Source organism: Campylobacter concisus (assembly GCF_003048375.1).
GTDB classification, from domain to species: Bacteria; Campylobacterota; Campylobacteria; order Campylobacterales; family Campylobacteraceae; genus Campylobacter_A; species Campylobacter_A concisus_T.
On the sequence record NZ_CP021642.1, the window covers coordinates 737,891 to 756,977 of the forward strand.

18 protein-coding genes are annotated in these 19,087 nt (G+C 41.5%); 8 read left to right on the forward strand and 10 right to left on the reverse strand.

The genetic code is table 11. The features are described 5' to 3' along the window. Nucleotides 1-39: 39 nt before the first annotated feature. Genes truA through glmU form a run of 7 tightly spaced genes read right to left on the reverse strand, consistent with a single transcriptional unit; the run spans nucleotide 40 to nucleotide 6,415 of the window. On the reverse strand, nucleotides 40-771 hold the full coding sequence (gene truA, locus CCS77_RS03700) for a tRNA pseudouridine(38-40) synthase TruA (protein ID WP_107916595.1): 732 nt from the start codon (nucleotides 769-771) through the stop codon (nucleotides 40-42). Beyond that, nucleotides 771-1,799, reverse strand: coding sequence for an LptF/LptG family permease (locus CCS77_RS03705; protein ID WP_107916596.1), 1,029 nt, complete (start codon nucleotides 1,797-1,799; stop codon nucleotides 771-773). Before CCS77_RS03705 ends, truA begins: the two co-directional genes overlap by 1 nt. Further along, nucleotides 1,792-2,580, reverse strand: coding sequence for a prepilin peptidase (locus CCS77_RS03710; RefSeq protein WP_107917289.1), 789 nt, complete (start codon nucleotides 2,578-2,580; stop codon nucleotides 1,792-1,794). The genes CCS77_RS03705 and CCS77_RS03710 overlap by 8 nt, the downstream gene beginning before the upstream one ends. Before the next feature lie 7 nt (nucleotides 2,581-2,587). Beyond that, a complete protein-coding gene (gene uppS / locus CCS77_RS03715) occupies nucleotides 2,588-3,259 on the reverse strand; it encodes a polyprenyl diphosphate synthase (RefSeq protein WP_107916597.1) in 672 nt (223 codons plus the stop codon). A 3-nt stretch (nucleotides 3,260-3,262) separates the two neighbouring features. Next, nucleotides 3,263-3,949: a hypothetical protein gene (locus CCS77_RS03720; protein WP_107916598.1), complete on the reverse strand. Its 687-nt coding sequence runs from the start codon at nucleotides 3,947-3,949 to the stop codon at nucleotides 3,263-3,265. Then, entirely contained in the window at nucleotides 3,946-5,118 is a 1,173-nt protein-coding gene (coaBC, locus tag CCS77_RS03725) for a bifunctional phosphopantothenoylcysteine decarboxylase/phosphopantothenate--cysteine ligase CoaBC (protein ID WP_107916599.1), read from the reverse strand. Before coaBC ends, CCS77_RS03720 begins: the two co-directional genes overlap by 4 nt. Further along, on the reverse strand, nucleotides 5,105-6,415 hold the full coding sequence (glmU, locus tag CCS77_RS03730) for a bifunctional UDP-N-acetylglucosamine diphosphorylase/glucosamine-1-phosphate N-acetyltransferase GlmU (RefSeq protein ID WP_107916600.1): 1,311 nt from the start codon (nucleotides 6,413-6,415) through the stop codon (nucleotides 5,105-5,107). Before glmU ends, coaBC begins: the two co-directional genes overlap by 14 nt. A 136-nt stretch (nucleotides 6,416-6,551) precedes the next feature. On the opposite strand from glmU, the gene CCS77_RS03735 reads away from it, so the two are divergent. From CCS77_RS03735 to CCS77_RS03770, 8 genes are read left to right on the forward strand one after another with little or no spacing between them, the layout of a single operon-like run. Continuing rightward, complete coding sequence (locus CCS77_RS03735) at nucleotides 6,552-7,319, forward strand: motility protein A (protein WP_107916601.1); 768 nt, start codon at nucleotides 6,552-6,554, stop codon at nucleotides 7,317-7,319. Next, nucleotides 7,319-8,098, forward strand: a complete 780-nt coding sequence (locus CCS77_RS03740; RefSeq protein ID WP_107916602.1) for a flagellar motor protein MotB — start codon at nucleotides 7,319-7,321, stop codon at nucleotides 8,096-8,098. Before CCS77_RS03735 ends, CCS77_RS03740 begins: the two co-directional genes overlap by 1 nt. A gap of 11 nt (nucleotides 8,099-8,109) precedes the next feature. Further along, nucleotides 8,110-8,832: a flagellar type III secretion system pore protein FliP gene (fliP, locus tag CCS77_RS03745; RefSeq protein WP_196779718.1), complete on the forward strand. Its 723-nt coding sequence runs from the start codon at nucleotides 8,110-8,112 to the stop codon at nucleotides 8,830-8,832. Then, nucleotides 8,832-10,097, forward strand: a complete 1,266-nt coding sequence (locus CCS77_RS03750; protein ID WP_107916603.1) for a TolC family protein — start codon at nucleotides 8,832-8,834, stop codon at nucleotides 10,095-10,097. Before fliP ends, CCS77_RS03750 begins: the two co-directional genes overlap by 1 nt. Next, a complete protein-coding gene (locus tag CCS77_RS03755; RefSeq protein WP_107916604.1) occupies nucleotides 10,094-10,837 on the forward strand; it encodes an efflux RND transporter periplasmic adaptor subunit in 744 nt (247 codons plus the stop codon). The genes CCS77_RS03750 and CCS77_RS03755 overlap by 4 nt, the downstream gene beginning before the upstream one ends. Further along, complete coding sequence (locus CCS77_RS03760; RefSeq protein ID WP_107916605.1) at nucleotides 10,834-13,860, forward strand: efflux RND transporter permease subunit; 3,027 nt, start codon at nucleotides 10,834-10,836, stop codon at nucleotides 13,858-13,860. The genes CCS77_RS03755 and CCS77_RS03760 overlap by 4 nt, the downstream gene beginning before the upstream one ends. Beyond that, entirely contained in the window at nucleotides 13,857-15,092 is a 1,236-nt protein-coding gene (locus CCS77_RS03765; protein WP_107916606.1) for a TolC family protein, read from the forward strand. The genes CCS77_RS03760 and CCS77_RS03765 overlap by 4 nt, the downstream gene beginning before the upstream one ends. Continuing rightward, nucleotides 15,089-15,952 carry an EamA family transporter gene (locus tag CCS77_RS03770; protein WP_107916607.1) on the forward strand — a complete coding sequence of 288 codons (864 nt, stop codon included), beginning with the start codon at nucleotides 15,089-15,091 and terminating at the stop codon, nucleotides 15,950-15,952. The genes CCS77_RS03765 and CCS77_RS03770 overlap by 4 nt, the downstream gene beginning before the upstream one ends. Before the next feature lie 60 nt (nucleotides 15,953-16,012). On the opposite strand, the gene CCS77_RS03775 is transcribed toward CCS77_RS03770, so the two are convergent. The 3 genes from CCS77_RS03775 to CCS77_RS03785 are packed head-to-tail and all read right to left on the reverse strand — an operon-like array spanning nucleotide 16,013 to nucleotide 19,086. Next, nucleotides 16,013-16,384 carry a hypothetical protein gene (locus CCS77_RS03775; protein WP_107916608.1) on the reverse strand — a complete coding sequence of 124 codons (372 nt, stop codon included), beginning with the start codon at nucleotides 16,382-16,384 and terminating at the stop codon, nucleotides 16,013-16,015. A gap of 36 nt (nucleotides 16,385-16,420) precedes the next feature. Further along, nucleotides 16,421-17,671 carry a ComEC/Rec2 family competence protein gene (locus tag CCS77_RS03780; RefSeq protein ID WP_107916609.1) on the reverse strand — a complete coding sequence of 417 codons (1,251 nt, stop codon included), beginning with the start codon at nucleotides 17,669-17,671 and terminating at the stop codon, nucleotides 16,421-16,423. 2 nt (nucleotides 17,672-17,673) lie between these two features. Next, a complete protein-coding gene (locus tag CCS77_RS03785) occupies nucleotides 17,674-19,086 on the reverse strand; it encodes a replicative DNA helicase (RefSeq protein ID WP_103569749.1) in 1,413 nt (470 codons plus the stop codon). Nucleotide 19,087: the final 1 nt, after the last annotated feature.

Sequence of the window (19,087 nt, forward strand, 5' to 3'; positions counted from 1 at the left end):
CTTTTCTCCCAAATTTTATTTTCAGGCCACTTTTTGAGATTAGTTAAATTTATAAAAAACTCTATTTAGATATAGCCCTTCTGCAGGTGCTGGTATGCGAGTTAGAGCAGGACGTCCATTTAGCGAAGCTTTGATGAGCTCGCTGCCGTCTTTTTGCTTTAGCGCTTTTAGTAAATTTGCAACCATGAGGCGCACTTGACCGCGCAAAAAGCCATTTGCCTTAAAAATGATGATAGTTTGCTCTTTGTATGTGTAGCAAAACGCTTTGTAGATTTCGCGCACTGGGCTTTTTGTGTCGCTTCCAGTTTTCATATATGCGCTAAAATCATGCTCGCCGATAAAATTTCGCAAAATTTCATTTGCTTTTCTGGTATCAAATTTAGGCAAAAACACCTTGTAGTTTGAGCTAAAAACATCAAATTTGCCGTGATCTATCACATATCTATAAGACCTTGCGACCGCGTCAAATCTAGCCTGAAAGCTCTCATCCACTAAATTTATGCGTTTTATATGAATGCTTGGGTGTGCGTGGCGGTTTATAAGATCTTTTAGGCGATTTAGATCTTTAAAGTGATCGCCGCAAACGACGCTTGAGCTTTGGTTGTTTGCATGCACGCTTTTGTCGGTGCGCGAGCTAGAGATCACTCTTTCAAAAATGCCAACGTGAGCTAGGGCGCGAGCAAGTTCATCTTCTACGCCGTTTTCATGCGGCTGAGTCTGTGAGCCTTGAAATTTCGAGCCATCGTAGCTGTAGATTAGCTGAATTTTCATCAGTATCTTCGTGTGATCTTGGCTTTATAAAGCAAGACGCCAGCTAGTAAAAATACGAAAAATATGAGCGGTATCGCAAGGGACGGCTTTGATGAAAAGAGCATGATAAGCGTAAAATAGCCAAACAAAACGCCAAAAGTGCCCACATAGACCATGCCCTTTTCGTATCTATATGTGACGATGCCAAGGCTGATCGCAAAGAGCGTGCTAGCAAGCGGGAAGAGGGCCACTAGGACGTAGGTGCTAAGGTCTTTTCGGCGTTTATCGCTGCTAACTGCATCCATCCAGTACTCTTTGATGCTGCCAACGTCGCTTATCTCCTCGCTTTGGGCGGTTCTTATCTTCATTGATTTGAAGTTGCTTTGGTGATAAATTTCATCTCTGATGTCATACATTTTGCCCTCGTTTAAAAATAGCTCTACACTTTGACCCACGTTTATGATCTTTGCGTTTTTGGCGGTTATTAGGCGCTGTGAGTCTTTGACAAAGGGGTTAAACATCACGATATCTTTGTAGGTTGTGCCATTTTTGTCTTCGCTTTCGCTGCCCACATAGACCATCCAGTCGGAGAATTTTTGTCCAAACTGGGTTGGCTTTAAATTTAGCTTAGCAACCGTCTTTTTATAGTCGATAAAATTTGCATTTAGCTGGGCGGCTATTGGTATCATGACGATGGCAACTATCAGCAAGGCAGCGCTTAAAAGGGCTGAAAAAGCTAAGAAAAATCTTGCTATTTTATTTGGCGAGCCACCAAGTGTGAAGATAACGATGCTTTCATTTTCTTTTGATAGCCTAAAAAGTGTCATCGCAAGTGAGACGAAAAATGCGATAGGCACGACAAAGAGCAGCACGCGTGGGAGCATAAATGAGTAGAGTTTAAAGAGCTCGCCAAAGCTGATCTCGATGTATGAAGTGATACGCGCGATCTGGATGAAAAAGACGATCGACATGATCAAAAAAAGCGTACTAAATAGCGATGCGAACGTGCCTAAAAAGTTAAACAAAAGATATTTATTTACTCTACTCATAAATGAACCTTAAAATTTCTAAAATTTGCCCATCAAAAGCGTAGGTGACAAGCAGTCCTAGGCTTAAAAATGGCACAAAGGCTAGCTCGTAGCCCTTTTTGCGAACGAGCGCATAGACTGGAAGCGTAAGAAGTGCGGCCAGATAGATCGCCACAAGGGCTAGCTTGGCTGGTAAAATAGCTCCGATGATCGCTGCGATAAATATGTCAGCACTGCCCATGGCTTCTTTTTTCATCGCATAGCTCACGACAAATCTAAGCGCCCAAAAGATAAATCCAAAGAGGATCAAATTTAAAATTTGAGCAAAATTTCCTTTAAAGATAAAAAGTAGCAGGGCATAGGCAAATGCGAAAAATAGCGCCGCAAAAAGGAGCGCATCTGGCACGGCTTTATACCTTATGTCTATGACGCTAAGGGCTAGTAGCATGATAAAGCAAAGCCCTAAAAATAGCGCATAAAGCAAGGTTTCTACGCTTAAAATTTCGCCGCACTCTTTAAAAAAACAGATCAGAAAAAGTAGCCCAGAGGCTAGCTCAACCAGCGGATAGACAAGGCTTATCTTTTGCTTGCAAAAGGCGCATTTGCCGCCTAAAAATAGCCATGAAAAAAGCGGGATATTGTGATAAAAATTTAGCTTGTGAGAGCATTTTGGGCAGTGCGAGGCTGGGAAATTTATACTTTCACTTCGTGGCAAGCGGTATATCAGCACATTTGAAAATGACCCCACGCAGATGCCAAGAACAAAAGCAAAAACGGCAAAAAAGATGACTAAAATATCCATTATCCCACTAAACTCCGCCAAATCTTCGCTCTATATCTTTAAATTTAGCCACGATGTTTGCAAGCTCATCCTTGCCAAAGTCTGGCCAAAGTGTCGGTGTGAAAAATAGCTCCGCGTAGCTTGCCTGCCAGAGCATGAAATTTGAAAGCCTGCTCTCGCCACCAGTTCTAATGAGAAGATCCACCGGCTCACTCTCATCAAGTGCCGCATTTAGGCTCGCTTCATCTATCTCGCAGCCTTTTAAATTTAGTTTTCGCACAGCTCTTATAATCTCATCTTTTGAGCCGTAGTTTATCGCTAAATTTAAAAGTAAATTTGCATTTTCCCTTGTTGCGTCTTTGGTGATCTCTATCTCATTTTTTAGCTCATCGCTAAATGGCGAGATATCGCCGATCGTGTTAAATTTGATCCCATTTTTTATAAAATCATCACGCTTTAAAAGAAGAAATTTTTTAAGCAAATTCATCAAAAAATCAACCTCTTTTTGCGGTCTTTTCCAGTTTTCGGTGCTAAATGCGTAAAGGCTTAAAATTTTTACTCCATTGTCGATGCAAAATTCGCACATATCGCTCACCACATTTGCTCCGGCCTCGTGCCCATTTGTCCGCAAAAATCCACGCTTTTTCGCCCAGCGTCCGTTGCCGTCCATGATGATAGCGAGGTGGTTAAGTTTGTTCAATATCTAGCCTTTAAAGTCAATTATCTGCTCTTTTTTGCTCCAAAGAGCGCTTACGTTTTGCACCAAAACTGGCGTGTCAAATTCGCTTTTTAGCAAGCTTGCGACGTTGCTAAATGGAGTTGCGATCTCATATAAATTTTCATCTTTAAATTTAAAAATAAGCGGCGCAAAATTTGAAAAAACAAGAAAAACTCTCATCTCATTTGCCTCTTTTTTAAGCTGAAAAATGCCGTTTGTACCGCTATATGCAAAGGGTATATGCACGACATTTTCTTGCAGAGCAAAGAGCATTTTTGCTAGCACTCTCATCTCATCTTTTGTTTTAACTTCGCTTAAGTTTTTAAATAAATAGCTGTAAAGCCACGATAAATTTTCGTTTTTTACCAAATTTTCTATCAAATTTAACCCGTCAGCCAAAACGTCCTCATCTAAAATTTTTGGTTTTTCGTATAAATTTTTTATGACGATGTTTTCGCCCTGACTATGCACCTCGCCCCAGTATCTTGAGCCCACGTTTAGCTCTTTTACACTTTTTGTGTTTAAATTTCTATTTGCGAAATTTAAGATATATCTGTTAAAACCGACCTTTTGGCTCACCAAAATGCTAAGCGGCAAGGACGAATTTATCGCTACTAGCGGAGCTTGGCTGTTTTTTGCTATCTTTTGGACGCGTGAGATCTGCTCTATCATAAATTTGCTGCTAGCTCCACTATGCGCCCTGCGATCTCATCTTTTGAGGCAAGCGGTAGTAAAATCTCGTTATTTTTTGTGATGAAATTTACCTCGTTTTGCTCGCTTGCAAAGCCATTTTTCTCGCCCAAAATATTTAGACAAACTGCGTCAAGCGATTTTTTCTCTAGCATTGATCTTGCGCTTTTAAGAGCGTTTTCGTTTGAAATCTCAAGTTTAAAGCCGATCTTTTTACAGCTAAATTTACTTAAACTTTGCAAAATATCTACATTTTTGTTTAGGCTTAAATTTAAAACTTCGCCAACGTTCTCTTTTTTTATCTTGCCATCAATTTTTGTCGGTACAAAATCACTCACAGCAGCGCACATTACAAGCAAATTTGCGTCCTCACACTCGCTCTTGCAAAGCTCTAAGAGCTCTCTACTTGAGCTAAATTTAAGGCTAAGAAACGGCTCGCTACTAGTTTCAAAGCTAGCAAGCAGTTTTACCTCTGCACCTGCGTAGTAAAAGGCTCTAGCCAAGGCTCTTGCCATCTTGCCGCTTGAGAAATTTGTAATGGCTCTTACATCATCTATCTTTTCGGTTGTCGCGCCGCCTGTGATCACCACTTTTTTGCCTGCAAAAAGTGGCTTGCTAAGCCTTTTAATGACAGCTTCAACTATCACTTCAGGACTTGCTAAAGCACCCTTGCCAATGTCACCACAAGCTAGAGTTTTAAGCACTGGCTCAACTACTAAAGCGCCGTTTTTCTTTAAAATTTCAAGTGAATTTTGCGTCGCAAAATGCTCGATCATATTGTTATTTGCAGCTGGGGCAACGACTAAAGGCACGTGCGAGGCGGCGATTAGCGTTTGCATAAAGACATTATCGCAGATGCCAGCTGTTAGCTTATTTATCGTATTTACCGAGGCAGGTGCGATGAGAACTATATCCATTTTAGAGTAGGCTATGTGATTTACGCCGTCTTGCCAGTTTTGCGTTTGTGAGCTTAAAATTTTATGCTCACTTAGCGCCTCAAAGCCGCTTACACTGCAAAATTCAAGCGCTCCGTCGCTTAAAGCCACATAAACATCAGCGCCTTGCTTTTTAAGCAGCGATAAAATTTCGAATGCCTTATAAAAGGCGATACTGCCGCAAACGGCAAGTAAAATTTTCTTATTTTTTAACATCGTCTTTGCCAAAGAATTTCTCAAAAAAGCCGCTTTTGTTCTCTTGACGACCTCTGCTGATAGCTAGAGCGCCGCTCTCAACGTCTTTTGTGATGGTGCTGCCAGCTGCGATGATGACGTTATCAGCGATATTTACAGGGGCGACTAGCTGCGTATCTGAGCCAACAAATACGTTTTTGCCGATTTTGGTTTTGTATTTTGCCTTGCCGTCGTAGTTGCATGTGATCGTGCCACAACCGATATTTGTACCACTTTCTATCTCGCAGTCGCCAAGATAACTTAAGTGCCCAGCTTTTACGCCGCTAAGGACGCCCTTTTTAACCTCGACAAAATTTCCTATATGTGTGTCAGAGATTTCAGAATTTGGCCTTATATGAGCTAGTGGCCCGATGTCTGAGTTTTTGATGATGCTACTTTCTATCACTGATGAGCTTTTAATGATGCTCTCAGTGATGACGCACTCGCCAAGGATACTGACGTTTTCTTCTAGCACGCACTCGCCTTCAAATTTAGCTCTGCTGTCTATGAAAATGCTCTCAGGCATGCGCATCAAAACGCCAGCTTTCATCAAATTTTGCTTGATCTCATCTTGCATGATTTTTTCAGCGATGCTTAGCTGAAATTTATCATTTATGCCCATGAAATTTTGCTCATTAACATTTACTGCAACGCACTTTAAGCCCTTTTCGTTTGCGATTTTTATGGCGTCAGTTAAATAGTACTCTTTTTGCGCGTTTTGGTTGCTTATGAGCGGTAAAATTTGCTCTAGCGCCTCGCGTTTAAAGCAGTAGCAGCCAGCATTTACGCTTTTTATAGCAAGCTGCGCTTCGCTCGCATCTTTTTGCTCGACGATGGCCTCAACTTTGCCGTTTTTTATGATAACTCTGCCGTAGCCAAAAGGATTTGCTGCTTCAAATGAGCTCATAACCACGTCTGCTTCGGCATTTGCTAGACGCATAAGGTCAGTTGATCTAACAAGTGGCATATCGCCGCAAGTGACAAGCACCTTTTCGCCGCTTAAATTTACGCTCTTTATCGCGCCAGCAGTGCCTGGGAAATTTGCTAGATCTTGCTCGAAAATTTTAGTTTGAGGGAAAATTTCTTTTATCTTTTTGCTAATTAACTCTTTTTCGTAGTGAAGCACGACGCTAACGTCGTTTGTGATCGCATAAGCTTGCTTTAAGATGTGAATAATCATTGGCTCGCCGCATAGCTCAAATAGAACTTTTGGGCGTTTTGATTTCATCCTGGTACCAAGACCAGCAGCTAGGATTATGATTGAAGTATTATTGTTCATTTTTAAGCCTTTTAACGTTAAAAATTTCGCAGATTGTAGCAAAAAATGGCAAACATTTTTTTTAATTTAACGATTGTTTCAACAAAAAGCTAATAAAATAGCAATTCTTAAGAATTTATAAATAAAGCGAGTTTAAATGGATTTAGGAACCGTCGTCGGCTGGGTTTTGACCCTGGTGCTTTTGTTTGGATCAATGGCGATAGGCGTTGGTATAGGACCATACATCGATATCCCTTCTGTGATGATCGTTTTTGGTGGTACTATCGGCGTTATGATGGTTGGCTTCAAGATGGAGACGCTTAAAGGTGTTGGTAAATTTTATGGTGTCGCTGTTAAGCCATCAGTTGCTGTAAATTTACCTGAGACTATAAAAAAAGTAGTTGATTACTCAACCAAAGCTAGGCGAGATGGCATCTTAGCACTTGAGAGCGAAGTAAATAACGAATCAAATCAGTTTTTAAAAAAAGGTCTTTCGATGGCGGTCGATGGCAATGAGCCAGATGCGATCAGAGCGCTTTTAGAGATCGATATAGATCAGACTAGCACAAGGCATGCAAACAACATCAAAATTTTCGAGCAAGTTGGCGGTTTTGCTGGTGCGATGGGTATGATCGGTACGCTTATTGGTCTTGTTGCGATGCTTCTTAACATGTCAGATCCTAGTGCGATCGGTCCATCTATGGCGGTCGCCTTGCTTACGACGCTTTATGGCTCAATGATAGGTAACATCATCGGCGCGCCTGTTGCAAATATCCTCTCGATCCGCGATGCTGATGAGGCACTTGAGAAACAAGTTATTTTAGAGGGTATCATGGCGATACAAGCAGGGGATAACCCAAGAACGCTTGAGGCTAAGCTTTTAGCATTTTTACCTCCAAAAGATAGAAAAAGTCAGTTTGAATAATGGGTAAGTTAATAAAACCAGAAGAGTGCCCAAAGTGCATGCCTGAGTGGCTGGCATCATTTGGTGACCTTATGTCACTCCTACTTTGCTTCTTCGTTTTGCTCCTTTCTATGGCGACGATGGATGCTAAAAAGATGGAGGCTGCTGTTGGCTCACTAGCTGGTGCATTAAGCGTACTAGAGGGTGGTGCAAGACCAGATAGTCAGGTAGAAAAAGAGACAGATCCTGAAAGCAGACGCACTCCAAAGCCAAAAGCTCAAAAAGGCGCTCAAAACGAGGTCACTTCGACTGTTAAAAAGATAAATGAGCTACTAACGGCTAGCGGGGCACCTGAGATCACGATGGAGGAGAGCGAGGATGGCTTTATCGTTAGGCTTCCAGCTGCGATGCTCTTTGACAAAGATAGCGCTGAAATTTCTGGCGAGGATGCGAAGCTCTTTTTAAAGCGAATAGGCATGATCATAGCCAAAATGCCAAATGAGGTAAAAACAGATATCATCGGATACACTGATAATACAAATCCAAGCAAAGACTCTATATACAAAAACAACTGGCAGCTCTCTACCGCAAGGGCACTAAGTGTGCTTGAAGAGCTAGTTAGCGATGGCGTTCCACAAGAGAGGCTTATCACTTCTGGCAGAGCCTCTTTTGATCCGATCGCTAGTAACAGCACAGAGGAGGGCAGAGCCAAAAACAATAGGGTAGAAATTCACTTCGTCTCGCTTGAGCCAAAAAATAAAGAGGCTACTAAGAAAAGTATCCTTGATACGAGGAATTAGTCGTGAAAGCACTGCTTAGTTTAGCGGTTTTGTTTTGTGTAGTTTTTGGTGCTGATCCTGCGCTACCAACTATAAATTTAAGCCTAAATTCACCGCAAAATGCCGAGCAGCTTGTAAATTCACTAAATGTTTTACTAATACTCACCGCACTAGCACTCGCTCCTTCACTCATCTTTATGATGACGAGCTTTTTGCGCCTTGTCATTGTATTTTCATTTTTACGTCAAGCGATGGGCACGCAGCAAGTGCCGCCTTCAACGGTGCTTATCTCGCTTGCGATGGTGCTTACATTTTTCATCATGGAGCCAGTTGGGCAAAGAAGCTACGATGAGGGCATAAAGCCTTATATAGCTGAGCAGATAGGCTATGAGGAGATGCTTGATAAGAGTTTAAAGCCCTTTAAAGAATTTATGGTGAAAAACACTAGAGAAAAGGATCTTGCGTTATTTTTTAGGATAAGAAATTTGCAAAATCCAGCAAATATCGAGGATATCCCGCTAAGTATCGCTATGTCAGCCTTTATGATAAGCGAGCTAAAGACATCTTTTGAGATAGCATTTTTGCTCTATCTGCCATTTTTAGTTATCGACATGGTCGTAAGCTCCGTTTTGATGGCGATGGGTATGATGATGCTACCTCCCGTCATGATCTCGCTGCCATTTAAGCTACTTATCTTTGTGCTAGTTGATGGCTGGAATTTGCTAATAGGAAACCTCGTAAAGAGCTTTCACTGATGAAAAAAATTTTATTAGCACTTTTGCCTTTGGCGCTATTTGGATCAAATTTAAGCGAGATAGCAAACAAGGCCACTCAAAACGAAATTTCAAAGATCAAAGAGCTTGAGTTAAAAAGAGCAAATTTAAACGATGAAGCGACATCAAGTGCCTACTTGCCAAGTCTTAGCCTAGAGGGCTCATACGGCAAAAACGCAAGCACCTTCCCAAGCATAGTCGCCAAAGAGTCAGCTGGCGTGCTAGCAAGGATCGATTTTTTACTATACGACGGCGGGGCGAGAGAGGCTAGGCTAAAGATGAGCCAGCTTTTAAAAAACAAAGCTGCCATCGCGAGTGATGAAGCCAAAAACTACCTTGCCTTTAAGACTGTAAATTTATACTTTAACGCCTGCGCACTTGAAAATATAATAGCCGCCAAAAATGCTCAGGCAAATTTCTTAAAAGGCGTTTTAGACAAGCTTGAAAAGGCAAATAAAGCAGGACTTGCCCCAAAAGATGAGCTAGAAAATGTGCGGGCAAAATACCACCTAGCAAACAGCACGCAGCTTGAATACAAAAATAAAATGGAGCAAATTTTAAATGAGATAAATTTGCTAACAGGCGAGCAAATTTCTCCACTTAGCGGGGCAAAAATGGCTGAGATTAGCTCAAATTTATCTTCAAAAAACGCTGAGCTTGATAGGCTAAGTCAAGATATATCTTTAAGCGAGGCTAAGCTTAGCGAGACAAGAGCTGGCTTTTTGCCTCAAATTTCGCTTTATGACACTTATGGATTTTACAAAAATAACTACGACATCGACCTTGGCAAATATAGCGCTTATCGCCCATATCTTGATAAATATCTAAAAGAAGATACCCACGGCAATAAATTTGGCGTTAGCTTTAGGTGGAAAATTTTTGACTTTTTTGCCACTAGCAAGATGAGCCAAGCTAGCAAGATCGCGCTTGATGAAGCGAGGTTAAATTTAGAGTATAAAAAGCGTGAAAATGAGACCAAACTTAAAAATTTACAAAACGAGATCGCAACTCTTAGCTCAAAGATCGCCTCTCTAAATGAGTATGTAAAAGCAAGCGAACTTGCGCTTAAAGCGAGCTATGAAAAATATAACTCTGGGCTTTTAGGGTATAGCGACTTGCTTGAAGCACTCTCTCAGAAATTTGACGCTATTAGCCTTTTTGAAGGGGCGAAAGATGAGCTGGAGATAAAAAAGGCGGAGTATTTTTTTGAGAGTGGGGAGAGCATTTTAGAGAGGATTAGGGATTGAAAAAGCTGATAATTTTAATGATATTTTGCATCTTTTCATTTGCAGCAGAAGAGATTTTTGCTGATTTTGAAGTCTATGCCAAGCAAAGCTCAAAGCTTGCATTTGAGAGCAGCGGCAAGGTGGATAAAATTTTTGTAGATGTCTCAAACCACGTTAAAAAGGGCGACACTTTAGCTAGCCTTGATCAAACAAGCCTAGAGATCGCTCTAAAAAAGGCAAAAAACGATCTAGCGCTTGCCAAAAATGCCAAAGAATTTGCTAAAAGCACCTTTAATAAATTTAGCCAAGTAAAGGACGTCACTTCAAAGCAAGAATTTGATGAGGTAAAGTATAAATTTGATGAGGCAGCTCTTAGGGTGCAAGCGGCTGAGATCGCCATTTTAAACGCAGATGATCATCTTAAAAAGGCCGTTTTAAAAGCTCCTTTTGATGGCGTCATAGCTAGTAAAAATGTCGAGCTTGGCGAGAGTGCTTCGCCGCTTCAGCCAGCCTTTGTTTTAAACTCCGAGGAGGCTAAAATTTTAATAGCGATCGATGAAAAATATGCAAATTTAGTAAAAGTTGGCGACATTTTTAAATTTAAGCTTGACGCGACAAACGAGGAAAAAGAGGTAAAAATCGCACTAATTTACCCAGAGATAAAAAGAGAGACTAGAAAATTTTACGCCCAGGCTTATGACAGCGGGCTAAAGCCAGGCATGTTTGGTCAAGGAAAAGTGATAATCGGCGAAAATAAATGATAAAAACAGCCATAAACCGCCCCATAACTACGCTTATGATATTCTTAAGCCTCGTTGTCTTTGGCATATACTCGCTAAAGACGATGAATGTAAATTTATACCCGCAAGTAAATATCCCAATCGTTAAGATCACGACCTACGCAAACGGCGATATGAACTACATCAAGACAAAGATCACGCAAAAGATCGAGGACGAGGTCTCAAGCATCGAGGGGATAAAAAAGCTTTATTCAACTAGCTTTGACAACCTAAGCGTGGTAAGCATCGAATTTGAGCTAAACAAAGACCTAGAGAGCGCTACAAACGACGTCCGCGACAAGATGCAAAAGGCGAGAGTTGGAGCAAACTACGAGATAGAAAAGCTAAACGGGCTCTCTTCTTCTGTATTTAGCCTCTTTATCACAAGGCTTGATGGCAACGAAACTAAGCTCATGCAAGAGATAGATGACGTGGCAAAGCCATTTTTAGAGCGCATTAGCGGTGTTTCAAAGGTTAAGACAAATGGCTTTTTAGAGCCAGCGGTGAAAATTTTACTAGATAGATTTAAGCTTGATAAAAACGCTCTTAGCGCAAACGAAGTGGCAAATTTGATAAAGGTTGAAAATTTAAAAGCGCCACTTGGCAAGATAGAAAATGAGCAGATCCAAATGGCGATCAAGTCAAATTTCAGTGCCAAAAGCATAGATGAGATAAGAAATTTAACGATCAAACAAGGGGTCTTTTTAAAAGATATCGCAAGTGTTGATCTCGCTTACAAAGACGCAAACGAAGCAGCGATAATGGATAAAAAAAGTGGCGTCTTGCTTGGTCTTGAGCTAGCTCCAGACGCAAACGCTCTAACCGTGATCGCTCTAGCCAAAGCAAAGCTAGAGCAGTTTAAAAGCCTACTTGGCAATGAATACGACGTAAAAGTAGCCTACGATAAGAGCGAAGTGATACAAAAGCACATCGATCAAACCGCCTTTGATATGATCCTAGGCGTCTTGCTGACCATCGTGATCGTCTATCTGTTTTTAAGAAATTTCTCTATCACCATCATCTCAGTCGTAGCGATACCAACTAGCATCGTGGCGACATTTTTCATCATAAATGCCCTAGGCTACGACATAAACCGCCTAAGCCTCATAGCGCTCACACTTGGCATCGGAATTTTCATCGACGACGCGATAGTCGTCACTGAAAATATCGCTAGCAAGCTAAAAGATGAGCCAAATGCCCTAAAAGCAAGCTTTGCAGGTATAAAAGAGATAGCATTTAGCGTCTTTGCGATCTCGCTCGTGCTGCTTTGCGTCTTTGTGCCAATAGCCTTTATGAGTGGCATCGTCGGCAAGTACTTTAACTCATTTGCCATGAGCGTAGCAGCTGGCATCGTCATCTCGTTTTTTGTGAGCATCTTTCTCGTGCCAACGCTAAGTGCTAGGTTTGTAAATGCCAAAGAAAGCAGCTTTTTTCTAAAGAGCGAGCCCTTTTTTGAAGCGCTTGAAAATGGCTATGAGAAGCTTTTGGCCTTGGCGCTTAAATTTAAGCTCATATTTTTAGCCATAACGCTTGTGGTAGTTGTTTGCTCATTTGCTCTGGCTAAATTTGTAGGCGGTGACTTCATGCCAAGCGAGGATAACTCGGAGTTTAACATCTACTTTAAGCTTGATCCCTCACTTAGCTTGCAAGCTAGCAAAGAGAGGCTAAAAGATAAAATTTCACTCATAAATGCCGATCCTCAGGTCGCTTACGCCTACTTCATCCTTGGCTATACAGATGCCAAGCAGCCCTATCTTGTAAAGGCTTACGTTAGGCTAAAGGAGCTAAAAGATAGAGCTAATCACGAGCGGCAAAACGCCATCATGCAGAGGTTTCGTGACAAGCTAAAAAGTGACGATATGAGCGTCATTGTGGCTGATCTTCCGGTGGTTGAAGGTGGCGATGTGCAGCCAGTTAAGCTTACTATAACCTCTGAAAATGGCAAAGAGCTAGAGAAATTTGTACCAAAGATCAGCAAGATGCTAAAAGAGATAAATGACGCGACGGACGTAAATTCGCCCGAAGAAGATCTGCTAAAGCGTGTGCAAATTTCTATCGATGAAGATAAGGCTAAGAGGCTAAATTTAGATAAAGCCAGCGTTGCAAGCACCGTTTATAGCGCATTTAGCCAGAACGAGGTCTCTGTTTTTGAAAACGAAAATGGCAAAGAGTATGAGCTTTACATGCGCCTCGATGATAAATTTAGAAGCGATACAAATGATATTTTAAAGACCAAGATAAGAAGCAACGAGGGCTTTTTTGTCACGCTTGGCGATGTGGCGACGATTAGTTTCGAGCAAAAGCCAGCTAGCATTTCAAGGTTTAATAGAGCAGATGAGATCAAATTTCTAGCAAATACCAAAAATAACGCTCCGCTAAATAGCGTGGCAAATGAAATTTCAAAGAAGCTTGATGAAATTTTGCCAGCAAATTTCAAGTATAAATTTCTTGGATTTGTGGAGCTCATGGACGATACAAACGCTTCTTTTATCTTTACGGTGAGTGCTAGCGCAGTGCTTATTTACATGGTGCTAGCTGCGCTTTATGAGAGCTTTTTGCTGCCATTTCTCATCATGCTTGCCATGCCGCTTGCCTTTTGTGGCGTCGTGATCGGACTTTTTATAAGCGGCAATCCATTTAGCCTATTTGTCATGGTTGGCGTCATCTTGCTCTTTGGAATGGTCGGTAAAAACGCCATCTTAGTCGTTGATTTTGCAAACCACTTTGCAAATAGTGGCATGGAGGCAAACGAAGCTGTGAAAATGGCTGCTAAGAAGCGACTAAGGGCTGTTTTGATGACCACTTTTGCGATGATATTTGCCATGCTGCCACTTGCTCTTAGCAGGGGTGCTGGCTATGAGGCCAACTCACCTATGGCTATAAGTATCATCTTTGGGCTCATTAGCTCGACTTTGCTAAGCTTGCTTGTCGTGCCAGTGCTTTTTGCTTGGGTCTATAATCTTGATAAATTTATAAGAAAATTTTATGAAAGGGAGAGAATTTGAAGAAGATTTTGGCGGTTTTGCTCTTTGCTTTGCCTCTTTGGGCTGGAAATTTACTAGAGATCATCGCTCTGGCGCAAAGTGCGAAGCTTGAGAGTTTGAAAGAATTTAATAAAAATGAATATATAAATAAAAATAAGAGCAACAAGCTAAATTTGTCCCTTGATGGCAGATATACCTTTGTGCCTGACGAGCTAAAGGGCGGATATATGACAAAGGCTGGCTCGATAACGGCAAAGGTCGAGTATCTCATCTTTGACGGGGGTGCTAGTGAGGCTTCGGATAAGATTTTAGACCACAAGGGCGTGGAGAAAATTTACAAAGATGAAGAGCTGATGAATTTAACCGCTTTTCAGGTCGCAAAGGTCTATTTTAACGCTGTTGCGCTAAATTCGCTGATAAATTTAGAGACAAAATTTGTAGATAGCTTTACCAAGGCTGCGGCTGAAAATGAGTTTTGGTTTGAGTATGGCGAGATAGATAAGAGCGAGTTTGATGCGATAAATTTCACCTTAAATAAAAAAAGAGCCGAGCTAGACGAGCTTGGACTTAAGCTAGCTGAGCTAAACTCAAGGATAAATTTACTCTCAAACGGCGAGATCGGCTTTAATGCTGGCTCAAAGATAGTGATGCCTGATTTTAGCAAGGATGATCTAAGCGCTAAGCTTGGGGCTATGGAGCAAGAAAAATATATAAAAGAGCAAGAAAATGAGAAGCAAAAGAGTAAATTTGCTCCAAAAATTTACTTAAAAGATACGCAAAGTGTGAATAATAACAGCTTTAAAAAAGGCGAGAGGACGACTTCACAGATGGCTGAGGCATACGCTGATGCAAACAAGCCTAGAGTGGAGTTTGAGTGGAAGCTGCCAGATAGCCTAAGCCTTAGCAAGCAAAGCCAAACTAAGCGCATAGAGGAGCAAAAGGCCGCACTTGATCTAAGCGACGAAGAAAACAGGATAATAGCTAGGCTAAAGGATCTAAGAGGCGTGATAGAGGGCTTAAGTGCTAGGCTAAATTTAGACTCGCTAAAACAAGATAGCCTTGATAGCGACTTTAATGACCTGCTAAATGGCTATCTTAGCGGCAAGGTAAAATTTGAGCAGTTTTTGTTTGTGAGTGAGAAAAATTTTAGCGACAGGGCAAATTTCATTTTAAATGGCGATTTGCTCGAGCTAAATAAGCTTGAATACTTTTTTGAATGCGCAAGAAATATAAATGAGGTGGTGATAGAATGAATAAACTGATCTTTGTGACCATTTTGTGGGCGTTTAGCTTTAGCTTGATAGGCGAGTTTTTAGCTGGCAAGGTCGATAGCTATTTGGCTGTTTTTATGCGCGTGGCACTTGCAAGCCTAGTTTTTTTGCCATTTACGAAATTTCGAGGAGTTAGTCCAAAGCTAGCCCTTGGCATAATGGGCATAGGAGCGGTGCAAATAGGGCTAATGTATCTTTGCTACTACAACTCGTTTTTGTATCTAAGTGTGCCAGAAGTCGCGCTTTTTACCATTTTCACGCCGTTTTATGTGACACTGATCTACGATGCGTTTAGCTTTAAATTTAGACCGCTTTATCTCTTTAGCGTTGGCGTTGCGGTCTTTGGCGCGCTTATCATCAAGTATGGCGCGATAAACGAAGGGGCGATAAAGGGCTTTTTGCTAGTGCAAGGAGCAAATATCTGCTTTGGAGCAGGGCAGAGTGCGTATAAGGCACTTTTGGAGAGATATGACGTGGATCAAAAAAAGGTCTTTGGCTACTTTCACTTTGGAGCGTTTTTTGTAGCAGTGATCGCACTCGTAACACTTGGCAATCCAGCCAAATTTCACGTAGATCTAACCCAAACTTTGGTACTTTTGTGGCTTGGAGCGGTCGCTAGTGGGCTGGGATATTTTATGTGGAACAAAGGGGCTTGCGAGGTCGATAGCGGCGTGCTTGCCATCATGAATAACGCCCTCATACCAGCGGCTATCATCGTAAATTTAGTCTTTTGGCAAAAGGACGCCAACCTAACAAGGCTCATTTTAGGAGCTGCGATAATGTATATCTCGCTACTAATTCACAATAAAATCATGAAATTTTACGGCGTAAAGGCTGTGTGAGGTTAAATTTAAGATTATTTAAGCTAAGTAGAAAATTTTAAAGCATTAAATTTGATCTATTTAAGCGCCTTGCATCTTTACAAGCTGGGCGTTTAGCTGCATTATCTGAGCAAAGATAGCTCCCTTTTTTGTCTGAAGCGAAGCAAACAGCTCTTTTGCGTATGGATTTTTGCTCGCACTTGCCTGTTTTATCGCATTATCGATCTCTTTTAGCTGTTTTTGCAGTTTTTCTAACTGCTTTTTTATGACATCGGCGCTACTCTCTCTCTCATTATTTGCCTCGCTAGCTAAATTTGAAGCGTCGTGCAAGATAGTGCTTTTATCGCTATTTTGTAACTCTTCACTCTTTAAATTTGCCTCATCAGCCTTTAAATTTAGCCCACTTTTGGGAGCGCTTTTATTTAAATTTATAAAATTTGAGTTTATCTGCATCGCCTTGCCTTTAAATTTAAAAGCATATCGGCAAATTTAAATAAAAATTTTTAGTATATAGAGTAAAAATGCGCTCATGCCAAAAAGAGGTGGCAGCAGGGAGGCGGCTTTAAATTTAAGGGATAAAAGTGCGCAGGTGTTGTAAAGCAAAAATATAAATGTACTCACTTCTAAACTGCCTGAGCTTAGTCTAAAAGAGAGCATCTTGCTTAAAATTTCATCAAAAATACCGCCACATCCAAAGAGGTGAAGTAAAAAGCTTAGCGGATAAAATATGCTAAATATGTAGTTTAAAGCTAGCACACTAAGCTGCAAGAGGCTAATGAGCGGAAAAAAGTAAAGCACCGCAACCTCCATAGCAAAAAAGACATATAAATTTAAAAGTAGTGAGTTTGCCAGCAGGCTAAATTTGGGCGCAAAGTATAAAAGATAGACGAAGATATAAAAGACGCCAAGGCATGAAAAATAAAAGCCAACGCTAAAAAGAAGCTGGGGAAATAGGGCGACGCTAAATAAAATAACGCCAAAGAGCGTGTAGAAATTTAATATCTTTATCTTTTTGCAGATCATGTAAAATCCAGCCACGCTCATCAAAAATGCCCGCAAAAAGCTTGCTATAAAGCCGATCATATAAAAATAGAAACAAAGCACCAAAAATACGGCGATAGTAAAGTCAAAAATGTAAGAGCGATATGGCATATATCTTGCGTAAATGGGTTTAAAAACGAGCTTTAAAAGAAAAAAGCAAACCGCGCTTATGACACCAAGGTGATAGCCACTAATGGCGATGAGGTGCGCTATGCCCCAGTTTGAGACGTCATCTCTTAGCTCGCCAAAGACGTTTGTGCCAAGAAAGAGCGCTGAGTAAAGCTGCGAAATTTTGGCGTTTTCGTGCTGGGCGGAGATGAAATTTATAGCTCTTTGCCTTAGACTCTCGTCTTTTTTGATAACAGCTCTATCGTAGCTTGGCATGTAAAATGAGCCAGAAAGATACTCTTTGAAGCTAACATCTATTGGCTGAACGCTAAGCGCCACGACGTCATAAAGGCTGATCTCATCTTTTTTAGAAGCGGTTGTGTAAAAGCTAAAATTTGAAGTATCTATCCTGATGATTTGGCGCTTTTTGCCGTTTTTCTCTTTGGTGAAATTTACGCTTACTTTTCCTACAACGTCTTGCTCGCCAAGCTCCATAAAAGCGCTGTATTCATAAAATTTAAGTGCTAAATTTAGGCCAAAAATAAATAGGCAAAGCAGGAGAAAATAAAATACACGCCTGTTTTTTGGCAAATTTACTCTTTAAATTCAGTTGATTGCACTGGTGTGGTGGCGATATCGCAAAAGCGTGAGTACTGCTTTTGAAAGAGCACGTCGATAGATCCCACTTCGCCGTTTCTGTTTTTGCCAACGATGATCTCGGCGTTTTCTTGAAGCTTGTTAAAAACGTGCTCGCTTTTATACTCTTTGCCCTCGGCTGCTGCCTTGCTCTTTTTCTCGTTCTCTTCTTGCTCTAAATATACCTCGTGCCTATAGACAAAAAGGATGATATCAGCGTCTTGCTCGATCGCGCCCGACTCTCTTAGATCGCTTAGCATAGGGCGCTTGTTCGCGCGTGCTTCAAGGCCGCGGTTTAGCTGCGAAAGTGCGATGATAGGCATATCCAGCTCGCGCGCTAGAAGCTTTAAGCCACGAGAAATTTCAGCTATTTGTATGTGGCGGTCGGCGTAATTATTTGTGCTCATCATAAGGCCGATGTAGTCGATGACGCAGAGTGAAATTTCAGGATGAGCTGACTTTAGCTTGCGAAGCTGCGTCCTTACTTGGTGGATATTTACGTAGCCGCTATCATGCACGAAGAGTTTGGCGTGCGAAAATTCGCTACATGCGTGGCTAAAGTGAGCGAGCTTCTCGTCGTCCAGGGTCGCTGTCATTATCTCTTGAAGCGGGATCGAGGTCTTGTCTGCTAGCATCCTCATCATGATCTGCTCTGCTGGCATCTCAAGTGAGAAAAAGACGACGCCAGCGCCACTTTTTAAAACGTGCCCCATGAAATTTAGACAAAGCGTCGTTTTACCCATGCCAGGGCGTGCTGCGATGATGATGAGGTCGCCATTTTTAAAGCCTTTTATCATCTCATTTAGCTTTTTAAAGCCGGTGTTTAGTCCGATGATATCTCGCTCATTTAGGGCTGCTTGCTTTTGCATGTGCACGATCAAGCTTTTTATGATATCTTCGCTATCTCTGATGCTGCCAGTGCCGCTGCCATCGACTAGCGAGTAAAATTCTTGACTCAGCTCATCGACCATATCACGGCTAGCTTTGTCTTCATTTACCTTACTTGGGATGTCGTGAGCGATCTTTACTAGACTTCGTTTGATCGATTTCTCTTTTAGCTCGTTTGCGTATCTTTGGATGTCGATGATCGAGTTTGTGGCCAAAATGCTCGCCATGACGTTGTCATCGTAGCTCTCGCCAAGCTTGTTTTTGATAAATGTCGATGCGATAGGCACGTCGCCGTTTAGACAATCAACCATCGCTTTGTAAATTTGAGCGTGAGCCTTTAGGTAAAAGTCCCCAGCCTTGATCGTGTCGAAAATTTCGCCCAAAGCGTCGTTGTTTGCGATGATAGAGCTTAGTATGGCTCGCTCCATATCAAGGTCGTAAAGGTTGCTAAATTCTATCTCGTTAAGTCTCTCTTTTGCCACT